This is a genomic window from Arthrobacter crystallopoietes, from assembly GCF_002849715.1.
In the GTDB taxonomy this organism is placed as follows: Bacteria; Actinomycetota; Actinomycetes; order Actinomycetales; family Micrococcaceae; genus Crystallibacter; species Crystallibacter crystallopoietes.
This window is the reverse complement of sequence record NZ_CP018865.1, coordinates 114,849-132,388: the sequence shown is the minus strand read 5'-3', so window position 1 is coordinate 132,388 and position 17,540 is coordinate 114,849. Positions and strand designations below refer to the sequence as shown.

Annotated in this window: 18 protein-coding genes; 13 read left to right on the top strand and 5 right to left on the bottom strand. The window is 61.4% G+C overall.

The genetic code is table 11. The annotated features are described in order from the left end of the window. Positions 1-113: 113 nt before the first annotated feature. Positions 114-1,709 carry an IclR family transcriptional regulator domain-containing protein gene (locus AC20117_RS22650; protein ID WP_158300513.1) on the bottom strand — a complete coding sequence of 532 codons (1,596 nt, stop codon included), beginning with the start codon at positions 1,707-1,709 and terminating at the stop codon, positions 114-116. Between the two features lie 165 nt (positions 1,710-1,874). Here AC20117_RS22650 and AC20117_RS22645 point away from each other — a divergent pair, with 165 nt between their 5' ends. From AC20117_RS22645 to AC20117_RS22625, 5 genes are all read left to right on the top strand, one after another. Next, positions 1,875-3,158 carry a Rieske 2Fe-2S domain-containing protein gene (locus AC20117_RS22645; RefSeq protein WP_074703480.1) on the top strand — a complete coding sequence of 428 codons (1,284 nt, stop codon included), beginning with the start codon at positions 1,875-1,877 and terminating at the stop codon, positions 3,156-3,158. Positions 3,159-3,182: 24 nt separating this feature from the next. After that, positions 3,183-4,352 (top strand): zinc-dependent alcohol dehydrogenase, encoded by a 1,170-nt coding sequence (locus AC20117_RS22640; protein WP_074703479.1) that lies wholly within the window; start codon positions 3,183-3,185, stop codon positions 4,350-4,352. A 30-nt stretch (positions 4,353-4,382) separates the two neighbouring features. Further along, positions 4,383-4,895: a hypothetical protein gene (locus tag AC20117_RS22635; RefSeq protein WP_074703478.1), complete on the top strand. Its 513-nt coding sequence runs from the start codon at positions 4,383-4,385 to the stop codon at positions 4,893-4,895. A gap of 2 nt (positions 4,896-4,897) precedes the next feature. Next, a complete protein-coding gene (locus tag AC20117_RS22630) occupies positions 4,898-5,875 on the top strand; it encodes a PDR/VanB family oxidoreductase (protein ID WP_074703477.1) in 978 nt (325 codons plus the stop codon). 108 nt (positions 5,876-5,983) lie between these two features. Continuing rightward, positions 5,984-6,214, top strand: a complete 231-nt coding sequence (locus AC20117_RS22625; RefSeq protein WP_074703476.1) for a hypothetical protein — start codon at positions 5,984-5,986, stop codon at positions 6,212-6,214. 339 nt (positions 6,215-6,553) lie between these two features. On the opposite strand, the gene AC20117_RS24050 is transcribed toward AC20117_RS22625, so the two are convergent. The 4 genes from AC20117_RS24050 to AC20117_RS22610 all read right to left on the bottom strand — a co-directional run bounded on the left by AC20117_RS24050 (position 6,554) and on the right by AC20117_RS22610 (position 9,727). Continuing rightward, positions 6,554-7,120: a DUF8462 domain-containing protein gene (locus tag AC20117_RS24050; protein WP_236777652.1), complete on the bottom strand. Its 567-nt coding sequence runs from the start codon at positions 7,118-7,120 to the stop codon at positions 6,554-6,556. Next, a complete protein-coding gene (locus AC20117_RS24045; RefSeq protein WP_236777651.1) occupies positions 7,068-7,385 on the bottom strand; it encodes a hypothetical protein in 318 nt (105 codons plus the stop codon). The genes AC20117_RS24050 and AC20117_RS24045 overlap by 53 nt, the downstream gene beginning before the upstream one ends. A gap of 824 nt (positions 7,386-8,209) precedes the next feature. Next, positions 8,210-8,446: a hypothetical protein gene (locus AC20117_RS22615; RefSeq protein ID WP_074703475.1), complete on the bottom strand. Its 237-nt coding sequence runs from the start codon at positions 8,444-8,446 to the stop codon at positions 8,210-8,212. Positions 8,447-8,968: 522 nt separating this feature from the next. Next, positions 8,969-9,727 (bottom strand): GntR family transcriptional regulator, encoded by a 759-nt coding sequence (locus AC20117_RS22610; RefSeq protein WP_074703474.1) that lies wholly within the window; start codon positions 9,725-9,727, stop codon positions 8,969-8,971. A gap of 273 nt (positions 9,728-10,000) precedes the next feature. Between AC20117_RS22610 and AC20117_RS22605 the strand changes: the two genes are divergently transcribed. The 8 genes from AC20117_RS22605 to AC20117_RS22570 are packed head-to-tail and all read left to right on the top strand — an operon-like array spanning position 10,001 to position 17,289. Beyond that, positions 10,001-10,918, top strand: coding sequence for an ABC transporter substrate-binding protein (locus AC20117_RS22605; RefSeq protein WP_158300512.1), 918 nt, complete (start codon positions 10,001-10,003; stop codon positions 10,916-10,918). Positions 10,919-10,957: 39 nt separating this feature from the next. Next, a complete protein-coding gene (locus tag AC20117_RS22600; protein WP_074703471.1) occupies positions 10,958-11,734 on the top strand; it encodes an ABC transporter ATP-binding protein in 777 nt (258 codons plus the stop codon). Continuing rightward, positions 11,731-12,492 carry an ABC transporter permease gene (locus AC20117_RS22595; RefSeq protein WP_074703470.1) on the top strand — a complete coding sequence of 254 codons (762 nt, stop codon included), beginning with the start codon at positions 11,731-11,733 and terminating at the stop codon, positions 12,490-12,492. Before AC20117_RS22600 ends, AC20117_RS22595 begins: the two co-directional genes overlap by 4 nt. After that, the gene (locus AC20117_RS22590; protein WP_074703469.1) at positions 12,492-13,313 is read left to right on the top strand and encodes an ABC transporter permease; all 822 of its coding nucleotides are present in this window, start codon (positions 12,492-12,494) and stop codon (positions 13,311-13,313) included. Before AC20117_RS22595 ends, AC20117_RS22590 begins: the two co-directional genes overlap by 1 nt. Positions 13,314-13,315: 2 nt before the next feature. Next, positions 13,316-14,452, top strand: coding sequence for a 3-isopropylmalate dehydrogenase (gene leuB, locus AC20117_RS22585; RefSeq protein ID WP_074703468.1), 1,137 nt, complete (start codon positions 13,316-13,318; stop codon positions 14,450-14,452). A gap of 18 nt (positions 14,453-14,470) precedes the next feature. Continuing rightward, positions 14,471-15,856 carry a 3-isopropylmalate dehydratase large subunit gene (gene leuC / locus AC20117_RS22580; RefSeq protein ID WP_074703467.1) on the top strand — a complete coding sequence of 462 codons (1,386 nt, stop codon included), beginning with the start codon at positions 14,471-14,473 and terminating at the stop codon, positions 15,854-15,856. Next, the gene (gene leuD, locus AC20117_RS22575) at positions 15,857-16,459 is read left to right on the top strand and encodes a 3-isopropylmalate dehydratase small subunit (protein WP_074703631.1); all 603 of its coding nucleotides are present in this window, start codon (positions 15,857-15,859) and stop codon (positions 16,457-16,459) included. It begins immediately after the preceding gene. After that, positions 16,456-17,289, top strand: coding sequence for an isocitrate lyase/PEP mutase family protein (locus AC20117_RS22570; protein WP_074703630.1), 834 nt, complete (start codon positions 16,456-16,458; stop codon positions 17,287-17,289). Before leuD ends, AC20117_RS22570 begins: the two co-directional genes overlap by 4 nt. Positions 17,290-17,540: the final 251 nt, after the last annotated feature.

Sequence of the window (17,540 nt, the reverse complement as noted above, 5' to 3'; positions counted from 1 at the left end):
CACGGGACATCGCGAAAACCGCTGGGAAGTAGGTGATGAATATAACAACCCACAGTGGCAATCGCAACATTTTCGTCCGCAGAGTGTATTTGTGCGCGCTAAGCGGACGTCACCTAGAGGTTGAGGCCATCCCTGAGATCCATGACGAACTCGTCGGCGGCGGTACGCAGGGCAGGGAGGAACGTGCTGACCATGTCGTTGCCGGAGGTTGAAGCCTCATGCAGGGAGGCGCTCAAAGCCGCCACCACCTCACCCCGGCGGTTGCGCAGAGGGACCGCGACGGCGCGGATTCCCACTTCGAGCAGCTGATCAACATAGCTCCAGCCCTGCTCCCGTACCGCTTCCAGAGTGTCGCCCAGTTCGGTCAGACCTTCACCGGCGCTGTCAGCGGCGGTCGAGCTCGCCCCATCCTGAAGCGCCTCAGGCGGCAGAAGGGAAAGCAGAACCTGCCCCATGGCCGTCCGGTGTGCGGGGACCCGGCTGCCCGCGCGGATGTTCACGGTCAAGGGGCTGGGTGCACTCACCCTGGCTACATATCGCAGGTCCAGGCCCTCGAGAACACCGATAGACACGGATGCTCCAAGTTTTCGCGCCAGAACTTCGAGGCGCGGTTTGGCTACGTCCGCGAGAGAAAGCCGGGGAAGCAGCGAGTATCCCAGTTCCAGGATCTGGGGAGTCGGCACGAAGCTGCGCCCTTGCGGCGCAAGGTAGCCGAGCGAGGCTAAAGTCCGGACGAAGCGGCGCGCGGCCGAGCGAGGGAGGCGGCACCGCTCGGATATCTGCGCCAAATTCATGGCCGGGTGGGTCTCGTCAAAGGCAGTGAGTATGCACAACCCGCGCTCTACCGACTGGATTGCATCAGTCGGGCGCGCAATCGGACGGACGGCATATGCGGAAGCCGCGGCCGGCCTGCGGGGAGCTGGACCGGGACCGGGCCAGAGGGTGGTGGCGGTGCGTTGCCCGGCAGCCTGGAGCAACGGAACGAAGTCGGTCTCCAGCATTGACGTGGACACACGCGTGGCGTGGGCGGAAATGTTCAGGGCGGCGATGATCCGTTGCTCGGGATCATGTAGAGGGACCGCCACGGACCGGATTCCAGTTGTCATCTCCTGGTCGGCCGCGGCCCAGCCTTGTTCGCGGGCTTCGACGATCCTCGCCCGCACGTAGTCCGGATCGAAGCCGGACGCGGGTTCGATGGTGGATAGGTACTCCTCCAGTTCGTCCGGATCAAGGCCGCCCAGCAGAACCCGACCGGTGGCCGTGCTGTAGGCGGGAACGCTGGTGCCGAGCGTGATGTTCGCCGTGATGATCCTGTCGGCGGCCACGCGGGCAGTGTAGTAGACGCGCCGCTTGTGCAGGACGGTCAAGGAAGCTGTCTCCCCAACCGCCCTGACGATTTCTTCGAGCTGGGGGTGCGCGGCGTCCGGAAGCGGATTGCTGCGCAGATATGCGTCACCAATCGCGAGCACCCCTGGCGCCAGCGCATATCCTGCCGCCGACTGGAAGGTGTAGCCCAAATGCTCCAGGGTGAGTGCAAATCTGCGCGCCGCCGTGCGCGTGATGCCAACGACAGCGGCCAGGTCGGCGACCGAGAATGCCCCCTCCCGCATGCTGAACGCCCTGAGGACGCTAAGTCCCCGTTCAAGAGAGTCCACGTAGTCAGGGTCTTTCACTGCGGGCTCTGCGGCAGAGGGCATTGATGCATTCACAATCTCGAATCTAGACCATCGCCCCCGTTCACCACCTGCCCCGCCCGAGCGACATTCTGCTTGACGGTTCGTGAGACCCATGCAACACTACTTAGACCGCAAAGCGCGCCGTTGCGCGGAAAGCGGACACTAAACACTTTTGGCTTATATCGGAAGGCCCGCACAGTGCTCACTTCAGAACAGAACGTTTTGCTGACCCAGACCGGACCGGAAACGCCCATGGGGCGGTTGTTCCGGCGGTACTGGTTCCCTGCGCTCCTTGCCGAGGAGCTGCCCGAAGCGGATTGCCCCCCGGTGCGCGTCCAGCTTCTGGGCGAGAAGCTCATAGCGTTCCGTGATACCTCCGGCCGGCTGGGCCTTCTGGACGAGTTCTGCGCTCACAGGACGGCTTCCCTCTACTTTGGACGCAACGAGGAGAACGGCCTGCGGTGCGCCTACCACGGGTGGAAGTACGACGTAGAGGGCAACCTGACGGACATGCCCTCGGAGCCGGAAGACTCCAAGTTCAAGTGCCGGATCAAGCAGAAGTCGTACCCCTTGGTGGAACGGGGCGGCGTGCTGTGGGCATACATGGGACCTGCCGGGCACATGCCCGAGCTCCCGGAACTCGAGTGGGCCCTGCTCGGCGAGGGGCAGCGGTTCATTTCCAAGCGCCTCCAGGAAACCAACTACCTCCAGGCCATGGAGGGAGGCATCGACTCCAGCCACGTTTCATTCGCCCACCGTTTCAACCTGGACGATGACCCCATGCACTCCGGCACCGCCGGCAACGACTACATCAAGGCCGACACCCGCCCGAAATTCGAGGTCGCCGAAAGCAACGGCGGGCTGCTGATCGGCGCCCGCCGCAACGCGAACGAGGAAGAGTTCTACTGGCGCATCACGCAGTGGATTATGCCCTTCTACACGATCATTCCCCCCTTCGGCACACACAACCCCATGGGCGGCCACGCCTGGGTCCCGATCGATGACACCACATGCTGGGCCTGGTCGTGGAACTACCACCCGACCCGGGACCTGAGGGAGGACGAACTCGAGCAGATGCGCAACGGCGACGGCATCCACGCCAAGTACATCCCGGGAACGTACCGGACCCTGGCCAACAAGAGCAACGACTACCTCATGGACCGGGAGGCCCAGAAGCAAAACAAAACGTTCTCCGGCATTGAGGGCATCGCCGCGCAGGACTTCTCCCTTCAGGAGAGCATGGGCGACATCGCGGACCGCACCAAGGAGCGGCTGGGCACGTCGGACGCTGCCATCATCCTGGCCCGGCGACGCCTGCTCGCAGCAGTGGACAGCATGGAAGACGAGGCCCTCCCGGGTATCGATACCACGGACCAGCGTGTCCGCTCAACGTCGATGCTGCTGCCCAAAGACATCCCGTTCTACGAAGGTGCCAACCAGGCCATCCAAGTGGTCCCCGGCACCGACTTCGTTTCCATCTAGACCCGCACCCAACAGGAGTTCCACATGCAGGACCAGGCCTCCCCCGTCGCCTCTACCAAAAGGGCCCGGACCTTGGGCGCACCCCTCCCCGACACTGTCAGGGCCGCCGTCTCGTTGCCGGATTCAACAACGGTGCTCGAGACGATCGATCCGGCCCTGGCAACCACCGCGGCCGGCTGGCTGAAAGTGGAATCCTCGGCCCTGTGCGGGACGGACCTGGACCTGTACCAGCAGGGCCTGGGCCATCCCACGGTCATGGGCCACCACGTTGTCGGCGAAATCGTCTCTCTCAGTCCTGCCATGCAGTGGTCGTGGGATGTCGAAGTCGGCGACAGAGTAGCGCTGGAGGAATACCTGCCCTGCGGACTGGCCAGCTGCAAAGCTTGTTCACAGCCCGACGTGTACCGGTTTTGCCCGGACGCGGATCTTTGGGGCGGACAGCGCCGGGTCGGGATGCTCGGCCTCCACGAGGGCTCCGGCCTTCACGGCGGCAACGCGGAATACATGGAGCTATCGACCCGGACAGTGCTGCACAAACTGCCCCGGGATTTGGACTCAAACCTCGCTGCCTGGACCCAGCCCTTTGCAAACGCAGTCGACTGGGTCATCAACATTGGTGGCGCCAAGAGCGGATCGCGGGTGGCCGTCATCGGGCCCGGCTACCACGGTGTCGCCGCGGTAGCCGCAGCCACCGCGGTCGGCGCCGAGGAGATCGTGGTGCTGGGCCGCAACTCCCGCACCAGCCGGGACCGCCTGGAGATTGCCGAGGCCATGGGCGCCTCCATCCTCATCAACGACAACGCCGAGACAACTTCGGCCGCGCTGGGCAGCCATGGCAAAGGCAACGGATTCGACGTCATCGTCGATACTGTCGGCCTAGGAGGACCAGCGCTCGGAACCACGGAACATCTCCGGAAGCTGGGACGTCTGGTCCTGGCCGGCCTCGGAGATACTCCCGTCGCCGAAGTGAACCTGAAAACCCTCGTACGGGGCGCGTCCGGAGTCGTCGGCGTGCGGGGCCGTTCGCCGGAAGCCGTCACCAGGAGCATCGAACTTCTTGCCGCCGGAAACACCGGCCTGGAGCACGTACCCAGCATCGACGTCGGTCTGGACGGCGTCGACGACCTGTTCCGCACCCTGCTGGACCGGTCAGGGCCCAGCAGCCCGCACGTCGTCATCCGGCCTGCGCTCTAACCTGCGACAACCCCAATCTAAGGAAAGACCATGACTTATCTGACGTCGCGCGCCTACTACAAGGCCCGCATCCTTCTCGTCCCCTTGGGACCTTCCGGCGCCTCACTCGTCTCGACCATGTCCGACGCCGGCCTGAGGGAAATCCTGGTCGCGGCACCGGCCAGCCATCCCGACGGAGTCCTGCTCCACGAAATCGACTCACCGGCGGATCCCTCCATCGAAACCGTCAGCGACCTCGCCGCCGCCACGGACATGATGGTCTTCCTCGGATCCAGGCTCGAGGAAATCGCCGATGATTTCGTGGAAGTCATGGCTACCGCAGGACGGAACCAGGGAACACTCCTCGCAGGAGTACTGGTCGGCATCGGCGGCTGGGATTCCGAACCGGGCTCGACTTCCATGAAGGTACTCCGCCGCGAGCTCGACATGCTCGTCACCGTCAGGAAAGCCGACCTCGCCCGCGACTTCATCGAAGTCCTCAAGGGCGGAACCAAGGACGCCGTTCCCGGCAAACTCTTCCAACTTCCCACTCCCGGAGCATAATCATGTCCAACGAGTCGTTTGACCTTGTCGTCCGGGGCCTGCGCCAGGAATCCAGCAGCGTCATGTCCCTCGAACTGGCCCTGCCCGACGGCCGCGCACTTCCCCAATGGCAACCCGGCGCCCACCTGGACATCGTCCTGCCTTCAGGCTTGGTGCGGCAGTACAGCCTGTGCTCCGACCCGGGCGATCTCCGGCGGTACCGCCTAGCTGTCCTGCGCGAAACCAACGGGCGGGGAGGCTCCGAGGAAATCCACTCACAGACCCGGCTCGGCACAAAACTGACGGCACGCGGACCACGCAACCATTTCAAAATCGAGGACGGCGCAGCGCACTACCTCCTGGTCGCAGGCGGCATCGGCGTCACCCCCATCCTGGCCATGGCACGCCAACTCGTGGCCGCAGGCAAGAGCACCAAGCTCGTCTACTGCGGATCCAGCCGCCAGACAATGGCGTTCATCGACGAGGTCCAGGAGATCATGGGAGACTCCCTCGCGGTCTACCCGAAGGACGAGCGCGGCAGAGCCGACCTACTCACCGAAATCAAGGATGCACCCGCCGGAACAGCGGTCTACGCGTGCGGACCGGAGCGGCTCCTCGCCGACCTTCAACAAATCACCATGGATACCTTGGGTGCAGGGGCCTTCCACGCCGAACACTTTGCCGCCGCAACACCGCCCGCCAGCACCACGGGCACAACGGACACGGCTACAGACGCGCCATTTGAAATTGAGTTAAGGCAGTCCGGCTGCACGCTGACGGTTCCATCCGAAAAGTCTGTGCTGGACGTCGTGCTCGAGGTGAACCCCTCCTTTATGTCCTCCTGCGAAGAAGGATTCTGCGGTACCTGCGAAACAAAGGTCCTCGAGGGCGAAGTCGAACACCGCGACACCATCCTCTCCGAAAAGGAACGGGCGAAGAACGACACCATGTTCATATGCGTCAGCCGCTCCAAGTGCCCGAAGCTGGTCCTAGACGCCTAGCCACCAGCAGGACGATCAGCCATCCCCCAACGAACCTGCTCAGCACGTCAAGGGCTGACCGAACACTAACGCTGATCAACTATCCTTCCGAACCAGAAACCACGATCCATGACCTTTCAGAATCAAAACGTCATTGTCGAAGCAGCTGCAGGCAGCGACTGGGATGACCTCCAGGAACAACTGAACGCAGCTCATGAAGAAGTCCGGTCCTGGGCCGTGTCAGGCGGACGAAACGGAGTGCTCATCACCCGGCGCCGTCACGACACCTTTACCGTCGCCGTAAGTCCCGACGTTCCATACGGCTTGACCTACGAACGAGACCACTTAGAAGCTCTTTAGCAGCAGGTCATTCCACACCCGCACATGCATTGCGACTCTCGGTGCTGAAACTGCACCGGCAGAGACGGAAACCGCCGCCGTCGGCAGTGCATCGCCTCCCCTGTGGGCCTAGGCCTCCTTTTTCGCTGTTACTGCAGGATCCGGCCCCTTCATCGGCTTTACAATATCCGGATTCGGCACTGGCGATGACGGCCAACGTCATTCGCTCCATGGGAACGTTTCCGCAGTCCCTAAGAGGGGGTGCCGCTATGCGTCAGTTACTCCGAAACTCATTCGAGGGTCTACGCGAGAGCGAGGTCGGGGATCTTATGCAAGGAGGCTTCATGGGGTAGGAATACGTCAGGCCCGCAGATGCTCACGTAGTCCTGGGATGGCGAAGTCCACCAGGCCGTGTCCTGCTGATTCGATCAGGCCGGTGTCGATGAGTCTTGCGCGGTAGTTGCCCACGGTGTTGCGGGCATCCCCGAGCCGTTGGCCGATGTCCGCAGTCTTTGCGGGGCCGTCATCCTCGGCCATGGCTTTGAGGAACTCCAGGTCCTTGGGCGAGGCCGAGGCCAGGGCTGCCTCGATGACCATGCGGGTGTTGCGCCGGCGGGCGGCTGCCACGGCTACACGGACATCCTCGGCTTCCAGAGGCCGGTTTGTGGACTCGGCTACCTGCCACAGGTGGTAGCCGACCAGCTGAATCAGGAACGGATAGCCGCCGGTGGCCTCGGCCGCCTTAAGCAGCAGCACGTGGTTAATCGGGTGGTCCAACACGGCGAAGACCTCGCGGTAGTACGCCTCGACCTCTTCTATTGCCGCAGCGTGCAGGTCGATCCGGTCCGCTCGTCGCAGGAAGGTGGCTACTCCCTCATCCAGCAGGTCCGAGATGGCCGCCGGCAGTGCGGCGAATACCAGGGCCACCGGCAGTCCGGCCCCGAATGAAATGCTGGACAGAGGCTGCCAGCTGCGCCAGTTCGTCGCGGTTGGCGCCGTGGATCTCGTCCAAAGTGATCAGCAGTCCCGTTTGCTGGTCATTCAGGAGTCCCAGGAGCTGCTCCCCCAGCTGGCGCCAGCCGGGCTGCTGCTCCGGAGGCAGTTCGGTTTGCACGGTGAAACCGGCGATCACGATGCCGGTGACCCGCCGTGAGGGCGGGCCGGCGCCGAGTTCATCGGCTAGCTGGCGCATTACCTCACCGATGCGGCCCAGGGAGCCGCGTGTGGCTGTCTCGGAAATAACAGGCAGCCGGCCCGGCGGGCGGCGTCCTCGGCTTCTCCAAGCATCACGGTCTTGCCTACTCCCCGGGCTCCCGTAAAGATGGTCAGCAGGCCCGGGGCGCCGGAGCGGATCCGCAGCCCGTACTCGAACTCATCTAGCAGTCCGGCCCTGCCTACCAGCCGTGGCGGTTCCGCCCTGGCAGTAGGCCGAAATGGGCTTAGATGCGGGGCCAATCCGACTCCTAGTGAACATCGATGAACTTTGTGAACATCGGTGTACAAGGTGTCAGCGAGTGTTCATTAGAGTTCGGCAAGGATGGGATAACGGGTCAGCGCCGGGGGTGTTGATATGGGATGAGGTAGAAGGAGAACTTCCCAAATGCGCCCCTGTGGATGTGGCGCCTCTCATCTGCGGGTTCATGCTCTACTCCCGAGCTGACAGCCCCCCGTTTTCAAGGTCTTCGGGATCGCCCCTCCGAACACCTTCAGGACTTCCGGCTCAAGGACAAGATTTTCGGTGCCGCCATCGCCGAGCTCTCCGAAATTCTCTTCGCGAACGTGATCCAGCTTGAACTGGATGGCTCACATCTGGGCGCCGGAAACTCTCCCAAGGTATTTGACTATGCTCACTGGAACGATCAAGTGGGCAGCAGATGCTTCGCAACCATCCCCGGCCAAAGGCGCCCTACTAGCCCAGGTCGCCGCCTGTTTCTACGGCAAGCCTGGCCTGCCGTTGGTCATCGGTTTCCGGGGCTCTCTGCTCCGTCGGTCCTGCGCAGTCCGGGGAGGGATGTCTCAGCCGCAGACGATCCGGACGCTGTAGTCGATGGTGTCCAGCATCTTGCGGGTGCCGAGGGGTTCCTCCATGATCCAAAGGGCTCCCACTTCGGGAGCAATCTCTTCCACCCGGCCGTTGTACCGGACCCGATCGGGTCCCACGGCTTCGATCCGGTCCCCGCGGCGGAGGCCCGAGACGTCCTCAAGCCGGGCAGAAGCGGATGGGCGTTCAACAGGGGAAGTTTCCGATGACATGGGTTCCTTACTCTTCGACATTGGGGGTAGCTCTTTGCATGAATGCGCGGAAAGGTGGCTGGGAGGTTTCGCGGGTGTGCCACGTGTTCAAACGGGACGTCCGGTGTCTGGGGAAGTAGCGTGAAATTACCGCAGACGCCGCCAGCCCAGTGGCGGCGTTGCTATAAGACTCCTTGAAGGCAAGCCGCAGCTGTCGAGGGAACCCTTCAAAAGCCTCCCAGAAGTAGACTACGGCCATAACCACAGAGGTCAGCGGCAGATCGGGTGAAGATCCGACAACTGTCGGACGACTGCGGTGGGACTTCCGCACTAGACTCCCGTAGGATCCTCCTCTCACACGGCCGGGACACATGCGCTTGGATAACCGATAAAACGAGGCCTCTTCGACCCTTGCCGTTCCGTCTACCTTGCTGCAGGGGGAAGCGGTCAGAATCGCCGGAACACTGGAACGCGAAGCGACGGCGCACCGGGTCAGGTCCTTCGCGGGCTCGTCGCTTTTGGCCGATGTTGACCCACTCTCGGTCAGGACGCTGGCGATCGTCGGCGCGCATTGACAGCGAGCAGTGCTGGACGTGGTTGTCCAAATTCTTGCATGGAGGCGATGATTCCTGCGCCGTTGTCAAGGATGTGGTTTCGCATGCTTGTCTCAGCGCCGGTCGCGTCGCCGACAAGGATCCGCTCGAGGATTTCATGATGCTGCGCGCATGCGTGGCTGATAGAAACGGGGCGGCTTGAACCGCTCTGGGTGGCGGCTTGCAGGTGATAGTGATAGGTCAGCGTCCGGGCCTGTTCCGCCATCCGACGAAGCATATCGTTGCCGGAGTACTCCATGACGACACGGTGCAGCGTCTCATTGTAGTTCCAGTAGTCCGCGAAGCTACTGCCTCCCTGACTAAATTCGTCATTGAGCTTTCCGAGTCTTTCCAACTCGACGCGGCATCCGGGCTCATCGATGCGCTCGGCAGTCAACCCCGCGGCACGCCCCTCAAGAACGGCGCGCAGCTCGTACAGCTGGCGGACGCCCTCGATATCGAGGACCCGGACGTGCGCACCACGATTGCGCTCGATCGTGATGATCCCCTCGCTGGCCAATTGGCTGAATGCGGCACGAACTGTGCCGCGGCTGACGTGCAGTTGCTCAATGAGGTCGGCCTCGATGAGCCGTTGGCCGGGTGCCAGTCGACCGTATTTGATGCGCTCACGCAGCTCGTCGGCTACGTGCTCAGTGATGGAGCGGGGGTCAGGGATTGTACCCTGCTCGTCAATCGACGATCCAGACATTGGGTTCTCCTCCAAGCTTCACCTGCGTCCTTGTCTGAGAACGTAGTCCACACGCGGACAATGTGACGTGCTTGACACAGACTACCCCCCGTCATAGATTGTACGACAATCGTGATGGACAATCGGTCGTCGCGGGTAAATTATTCGCTTCAACGGAGAGGCCGCAGCATGTTACATAGCCAAACGCGTTTAGCGCTTGCGCTCGGAGTCACATTGGTCGCAGCAGGATGCGCTAACGGCGATACGGGCTCGGTACAGGAAAATGACGAGGGGATGAAAACGATCAGCATCGCTGTCTCGCAGTGGCCCTCGCTGGCTTTCGCGGTCCCCTACCACGTCGCCATGGAAAAGGGTTACTTCGAGGACGAAGGCATCAACATCGAAGAGGTCATCGCGGGTTCGGGCGGAGGTACAACTGTACGTAGTGTCCTTGCAGGGGACTTGGCTTTTGGCGAGGTTGCGACGTCGGCGCTTGTTGAATCTCAAGATGCTGGTTCCACGCTGGTGGCAGTGGGCGGCGGCTCACAGCAGGTCGGTGAGGTCGTGTGGGTAGCTCCCCAGAATTCCTCCCTGGAATCGATCGAGGACCTCGCTGGCAAAAACGTGGGTTACACCAACCCCGGCTCGGTCACTGAGTCAGCACTCGCTATCGCCCTAGATCGCGCGGGCGTCGACGCGAGCACGCTCGAACAACGGGCGACCGGAGGTGTGTCGGAGGGACTGACGGCGATGGAAGGCGGTGCCGTTGACGCCACGATCCACTCGGATCCTCTCTACGCCGCACAGGATGATAAGTACAAGTTGCTGTGGCGCTCCACTGACTACATCACCAACTACCAGCAGACCATTATTGTGACCAGCCCGACTCTCGTGGAAGAAGACCCCGAGCTCGTCACTAGCTTCCTCACAGCCCGTGCCCGGGCGCTCGAGTTCATGGAGACCAACCCTGAGGAGTCAGCCAAGATCTGGTCCGAAAAAGGTGAGGTCCCTCTCGATGCGGCTCAGCAAACAATGAAGAGTTTGCTCGAGGTGGAGCAGTGGAATGTCGGCTTCAACCCAGACGGCCTGGCGACAGCGCAGGAAGGTATGCGGGCCGCTGGACTGCTCGAGGGGAATGAGGCGATTGATTGGTCAACGTACATCAATCAGGACTTCCTACCTGAAGGCATCGAAAGGGTAGAGCTTCCCTGAAGGCCCACCATCTTTATCCATTCAGAAGAGGACTAAGCAATGCTTCAAATCTCGAAACTCTGCAAGACGTTTTCCGGGGAAAGACCTGGCCAGGAAGTCAACGCCCTGACTGATGTGGACTTATACATCGAAGAGGGCGAGTTTGTTTCGGTGATCGGTCCGAGCGGTTGTGGGAAGAGTACTCTCATGGACGTTGTCGCCGGACTCGAGCGGCCAACCAGTGGAACGGTGAGCATTCGCGAGGAGGTAATTGACCGACCGCACCCTGATGTGGGGGTCGTTTTCCAGCAGGATGCTACGTTTCCGTGGCTGACCAACCTGCAGAATGTCATGTTTGGCTTATGTCGGTCCGGTCTTTCCAAGAAGGATCGGACACGTCGAGCAATGGAGGCGCTGGAACTGGTGGGCGTTGAATCGTTTGCCAATCACCACCCTTCTCAGTTGTCCGGAGGAATGCGGCAACGCGTGAATATCGCCCGCGTGATCGCCGCCCGGCCAAAAATTCTTCTTATGGACGAGCCGTTCGCAGCCCTTGATGAGCAGACCCGACTGCGTCTTGGTGATGAACTCCTGCGTATCTGGCGGGAAACCGGCGCAACTATTGTCTTCATCACCCACGGTCTCAGTGAGGCGGCGATGTTATCTGACCGGATCGTCGTTATGTCCGCCCGTCCCGGCCGAGTCAGGGAAATTGTGACCAGTCCCTTGCCACGTTCGCGGACGTCGGACGACATTGGGAGTCCATCTTTTGCTGAGCTCACCGGGCGCTTGTGGGAGAACCTCTCCCACGCTGAAGAGCGGAAGGCAGCCGTATGACCTACGAGAAGCGGGTCGTAGGGACTCGCGTTCTTCTGCTTGCAGCCGGCGCGGCCTTTCTGGAGATCGCCCCGCGCATTGGGCTCGTCGACTCCTTAACACTTGTCCCGTTGTCAAAGATGATCACAACCCTCGGTGTTCAGTTGGCATCCGGAGAGCTGTGGTCGCACCTGGGCTACACCGGTAGCTCGATCCTGATCAGCTTCGTCCTGGCCACGGTCTCGGGGGTGTTTCTGGGATATCTGCTGTGGCGCAATAGTCGAGTTCGACGGGCTCTCGAACCCTACCTGACCAGTTACTATGCACTACCGGTTTTTGCGTTCTACCCCGTTTTGGTGGCGATGTTCGGGCTTAACCGCACCCCGGTTATTCTGCTCGCCTGGATCTATGCCTTGGTCGCCGTCATCACCAACACCGCGATCGGGTTCGACTCAGTCCGACAAGTCCATCTTAAGGCAGCGCGTGTCTACCAGCTCAGCCGCTGGCAAACGCTGTTCCGCATCCAGATTCCAGCTGCGGCACCGTACGTCTTCACCGGCCTGAAGCTGGCAGTCACCTACGCTGTAATCGGCGTCATCGCATCTGAGTTCATTCTCGCCACGCAAGGGCTCGGATGGCTGGTGTCGTTCACCTACAACAGCTTCGCGCTGTCCGAAATGTATGCAGCAATCGTGCTCATTATGTCGCTTGCTGTCGTGATCACGGCGGGCCTCTCGCTGATCGAGCGCCGGCTGTGGCGTAGAGGGCGAGGAGCCTGATGACCGCCGTCATGACACCACAAACCGCCACCACGCCTGCCACGAAAAGTCGTCGCTTGAAGGGCCTCCCGCCCGGCCTTCTGCCGGTAACCGTTCCTGTTGTTCTCGTCCTTATCTGGCAACTCGCCACCTTCTTCATCAGTGAATCTTCCCTCCCTACCCCCTGGCAAACTTTGCAAGCCTTCAGCGGCGGAATCACTAATGGTTGGCTGATTGAAAACCTATGGGTCACACTTCAGGTGGTCTTTGTCGCTTTTGCCCTTGCGTCCATATCGGGGCTCGCTGTCGGATTGCTGCTCGGTATGTCGGGCTTTTGGGGTGACGTTCTGGGCGCTCCGCTCCTGTGGACGTACTCACTGCCAAAAATCACCATCTTCCCGGTATTTCTCCTCCTATTCGGACTTGGTGACACCTCCCGGATGATGTTCGGGGCATTCCATGGGGGGTTCCCGTTGGCGATCCTCGTCCTCAGCGGAGTCCGGGCGATCCCGCCCGTTTACCTACGCGCTGCGAAGTCCCTGAACCTGTCCAAGTGGCAGGTGGTCAGTCGCGTCGTTGTCCCGGCGGCGTTGCCCTCAATCTTTTCCGGCCTTCGCTTTTGCTTCAGCCTCACCTTTCTTGGTGTAGTGCTGGCGGAAATGTTCGGGTCTTCAAAGGGAGCAGGCTACGAGCTTGTTCGTCGAATAACGCTGCAGCAAATGCCCGAGATCTTCGCACTGGCACTCTCCCTGATGTCCGTCGCCCTATTACTCAACCTGCTCATGATTGCTGCGGAAAGAAGGATCCTTCCGCCCTCCACGTCAACGAACGGAACGACTTAACGATGACCTTGACTTCCCCTGCCCCTCTCCACTCGCGAATCGGCGTGCTCCCAGGCGACGGTATCGGACCGGAAGTGACCCGCGAAGCCGTACGCGTTCTTGAAAGGGTTGCCAAACACGCTGATCTACAACTGACTTTCACAGAAGGGATGCTAGGTGGGTGTGCCATAGAGCAGACGGGCACACCACTGCCTGCAGAGACGTGGGAACTGTGTAAAAACAGCGACGCACTTCTGGTTGGTGCTGTCGGCGGCGAGAAGTGGGATTCACTTCCTGCCGAAAAGAACCCCGGGCTGGGAGGCCTGCTCCGATTGCGTCGTGAACTCGATCTGTTCGCGAATCTACGCCCGGGTCTGTCCTACCTTCCAGAGCTATCGCCCCTGCGCGATGTCAACATAGACATACTCTTGGTCCGTGAGGCAGTCGGAGGCTTGTACTTCTCCCCGGAACGCGGGCGCGGCGTTCAGGACGGAGTTGAAACAGCGTGGGATACCATGCACTACACAGCTGAGCAGGTGCGCCGAATCGGAATCGTTGCCTGCCGCCTCGCCTCTGAAAGAGGCGGACGGCTCGCCTCCGTCGACAAGGCGAACGTGCTCGAGTCCTCGAAACTCTGGCGGGAAGTCATGCGGGAGGTCGTCGCTGACTTCCCGCATCTGGAGGTGGAACACCTCTACGTGGACAACTGCGCCATGCAGCTCGTGCATCGCCCGAACGATTTCGATGTCATAGTCACCGAGAATCTCTTTGGAGATGTCCTCAGCGATGAAATCGCGGGCATCGTGGGGTCTCTTGGGCTGCTGCCGTCGGGCAGCCTCCGGACCGACAAGTTTGGACTGTACGAGCCTGTGCACGGTGCCGCACCAGATATTGCAGGTTTGGGCAAAGCCAACCCCTCGGCGGCTATTCTCTCTGCCGCCATGCTGTTGCGACACAGCCTCGACCGCCCGGAGGACGCGGCCGTCATCGAACAGGCCGTGACCACGGTCCTGCAACGCGGCATCCGCACCGCCGATCTGGCGAATGGGGACATCGCCCCGGTGAGCACGTCTGCGTTCGGCGACGCCGTCTTAGCGGAACTGGACGATCAATATCATGCCGCAGCAGTCAGCGCGACTGGCCACATTCTGAGTACATAGACGAAGCGAAAGAAGAACATGGGCACAACACTTGCTCAAAAGATCTGGGACCGGCACCTTATCGATCGAGTACAAGGACGCGACCTCCTTTACATGGACCTGCACTTGGTCCACGAACTGAGCCCCCAGGCGTTCGGTGGCCTAGACCTGCGGGGACTGCGCGTACGACAACCGAGCCAGACGGTGGCCACGATGGACCACAACGTGCCCACAGGGAACCGCAACTTGCCGGTCCGGGATCCTTTGGCAGCCACACAGTTACGGGCCCTACGCGAAAATTGTGCCCGCAATGGTGTGCCGCTGTTCGGCCTGGGGTCGAGGCGCCAGGGCATCGTCCACGTCCTTGGACCCGAAACAGGCCTCACGCTCCCTGGGCTCACCATGGCTTGCGGGGACAGTCACACGGCCACACACGGAGCCTTCGGAGCTCTCGCATTCGGGATCGGCACCACCCAAGTCGAGCAGGTCCTCGCAACACAGTGCCTGCTGATGCCGCCGCTGCAACATATGGCTGTGGAAGTAGAAGGTGGCCTCTCAGCAGGTGTTACAGCTAAGGACCTCGCCCTCGCCGTCGTCAATACCGTCGGATTTGGCGGAGCCTCTGGCCACATCATTGAGTACCGCGGTTCCACGATCCGTTCGTTGTCCATGGAGGGCCGCCTTACTCTGTGCAACATGTCGGCCGAGGCTGGCGCAAGGGCCGGTCTCATCGCGCCGGACGAGACCACGATTGAGTTCGTCCGCGGCCGCCGATACGCCCCTGAGGGCGAAGCCTGGGATCAGGCTCTGTGCGACTGGGCTGACCTACACACCGATGATGATGCCCAGTTCGTCCGCACGATCCGCATCGATGCCACTCAGCTGGAACCAACTATCACCTGGGGAACGACCCCGGCGATGAGCGTGCCGGTCAGCGGCCGCGTGCCTACAGCACAAGAGTCGCCGAACCGTGCACAGACCGAGCGCGCGCTTGAGTACATGGGATTATCAGGTGGCGAACGCATAACAGACTTGCCAATTGACCGGGTGTTCATCGGCTCCTGTACGAATTCACGAATCGAGGACTTGCGCGCGGCCGCGAGCGTAGTGGCAGGTCACAAGGTAGCTGACGGGGTGCGGGCGATGGTCGTGCCAGGTTCCATGCCGGTCAAGAAACAGGCAGAGGAGGAAGGACTCCACACGCTCTTCCAGGATGCTGGCTTCGAGTGGCGCGAACCCGGATGCTCGATGTGTCTGGGAATGAACGAGGACGTAGCAGCAGCTGGCGAGAGAATCGCGTCTACCTCCAACCGCAATTTCGAAGGCCGGCAGGGCGCCGGCGCACGAACACACCTGCTTTCACCGGAAATGGCGGCCGCGGCAGCGGTCGCTGGCCATTTTGTTGATGTAAGAGAGGTTCTCTGAATGGAACCCATTACGACCGTCTCCGGACGTGTTATGCCCCTGGACCGTGACGACGTGGACACCGATCAGATCATGCCCAAACAGTTTCTCACCCGCGTCGAGCGCACGGGCTACGGCGAGTTCGTGTTCCACGAATGGAGGCGGGAGCAGGACTTCGTATTCAACGATCCCAGGTTCTCAGGAGCGACAATCTTGGTCGCTGGCCGGAACTTCGGCTCGGGGTCCTCACGTGAGCACGCCGTTTGGGGGCTGCAACAGCACGGGTTCAAGGCCGTGATCGCACCCTCGTTCTCCGACATCTTCGTCGGCAACTGCATCCAAACAGGCCTGGTGCCCGTGCAGACGGATCCTGAAACGTGTCGGACGCTACGACAGATCGCGGAGGACGCACCGGAAACCGAAGTCATCGTCGACTTGCAAGCGACCGAAGTCCGCTGGCCTCGCGGAGCTGCGTCCTTTGAAATCGACCTGCAATCTCGCGAAGCATTGATGCTCGGCCTCGATGACGTCACCCTCATTCTCCACGAGCTCGACCGCATCCGTGACCATGAGGCCGGCCGGCCGGCCTGGATGCCTCACGTCGACAGAGCCACCGCACAATGACCGCCGCGGGCGAACTTCGCCAACTCCTTGCTCGCAAGCAGCTGCTCCGCGCGCCTGGGGTCTTCGATGGCGTCAGTGCCCATGTAGCACGTCGGGCGGGATTCCACGCCGTCTACTTAACAGGCGCAGGTACTGCCGCCTTCGGCTTCGGGCTACCCGACATCGGCCTAGTCACCCAGAGTGAGATGGCCGAGCGCGCCCGCCACATCGTGGAGGCCGCAGGAGTCCCGGTCATCGCGGACGCCGACACAGGATTTGGCTCCCCACGCAATGCCATACGGACCGTGCATGAGTACGAACAGTCCGGCGTCGCCGCGATCCAGTTAGAAGATCAGGTCTTCCCCAAGCGCTGTGGCCACCTAGCTGGTAAAGAAGTTGTTACGGTGGACACCTTCCTCCGCACGCTCGACGCCGCATTGAATGCGCGCCGCGGCGACACAGTCATAATCGCCCGCACAGATGCTTTGGGACCGGAAGGCTTGAATGAGGGACTCAACCGCGCGCACCGTTACGCAGCCGCGGGGGCTGACCTGATCTTCGTCGAGGCACCCCAAACCGTAGAGCAAATTGAACGGATTGCCACGGAGGTAAATGCTCCATTGCTGTTCAACGTCGTACCAGGCGGAACAACCCCTCCTATCGACGACACACGACTTGAAGAACTCGGATTCGCGGTCGCGATCTATCCCGGTGCTCTAATGATGCCAGCAACCACTGCCATGCTCCAGGCAGCCGCCGATCTCACCGGTGCTGCCTATGAAGCGATAAATTCCCCCGCCGACTTATTCCAAGTGGTCGACATTGATTCATGGAAAGATGCCGACGCCTGACGAGTAATCATTACCGGATAGACGTCCTATCTCGCCCTAGTTCTACTCGCAAGCGTTAGGGCGACGTTGGCCAGGAAAGGCGCCCGCAGCAGAATCTGCAAAGGGAAGATGCGGACCCATATCCCCGGCCCTCGAGGACTGAATAAATGTAACGGGCATCTCGGGCGCTGGCAATTAGGGCCTCAGGCGTGGGCCGGCCTTCCTCGAAGTAACCGCCCCCTGATTGAGGACAATGTCGAGCAGGACGCAAA

Coding starts and splice junctions, on each gene's coding strand:
- AC20117_RS22640 (WP_074703479.1), top strand. CDS start 3,183: ATGCAGGACCAGGCCTCCCCCGTCGCCTCTACCAAAAGGGCCCGGACC.
- AC20117_RS22635 (WP_074703478.1), top strand. CDS start 4,383: ATGACTTATCTGACGTCGCGCGCCTACTACAAGGCCCGCATCCTTCTC.
- AC20117_RS22630 (WP_074703477.1), top strand. CDS start 4,898: ATGTCCAACGAGTCGTTTGACCTTGTCGTCCGGGGCCTGCGCCAGGAA.
- AC20117_RS22625 (WP_074703476.1), top strand. CDS start 5,984: ATGACCTTTCAGAATCAAAACGTCATTGTCGAAGCAGCTGCAGGCAGC.
- AC20117_RS24045 (WP_236777651.1), bottom strand. CDS start 7,385: ATGCGCCAGCTAGCCGATGAACTCGGCGCCGGCCCGCCCTCACGGCGG.
- AC20117_RS22615 (WP_074703475.1), bottom strand. CDS start 8,446: ATGTCATCGGAAACTTCCCCTGTTGAACGCCCATCCGCTTCTGCCCGG.
- AC20117_RS22610 (WP_074703474.1), bottom strand. CDS start 9,727: ATGTCTGGATCGTCGATTGACGAGCAGGGTACAATCCCTGACCCCCGC.
- AC20117_RS22605 (WP_158300512.1), top strand. CDS start 10,001: ATGAAAACGATCAGCATCGCTGTCTCGCAGTGGCCCTCGCTGGCTTTC.
- AC20117_RS22600 (WP_074703471.1), top strand. CDS start 10,958: ATGCTTCAAATCTCGAAACTCTGCAAGACGTTTTCCGGGGAAAGACCT.
- AC20117_RS22595 (WP_074703470.1), top strand. CDS start 11,731: ATGACCTACGAGAAGCGGGTCGTAGGGACTCGCGTTCTTCTGCTTGCA.
- AC20117_RS22590 (WP_074703469.1), top strand. CDS start 12,492: ATGACCGCCGTCATGACACCACAAACCGCCACCACGCCTGCCACGAAA.
- leuB (WP_074703468.1), top strand. CDS start 13,316: ATGACCTTGACTTCCCCTGCCCCTCTCCACTCGCGAATCGGCGTGCTC.
- leuC (WP_074703467.1), top strand. CDS start 14,471: ATGGGCACAACACTTGCTCAAAAGATCTGGGACCGGCACCTTATCGAT.
- leuD (WP_074703631.1), top strand. CDS start 15,857: ATGGAACCCATTACGACCGTCTCCGGACGTGTTATGCCCCTGGACCGT.
- AC20117_RS22570 (WP_074703630.1), top strand. CDS start 16,456: ATGACCGCCGCGGGCGAACTTCGCCAACTCCTTGCTCGCAAGCAGCTG.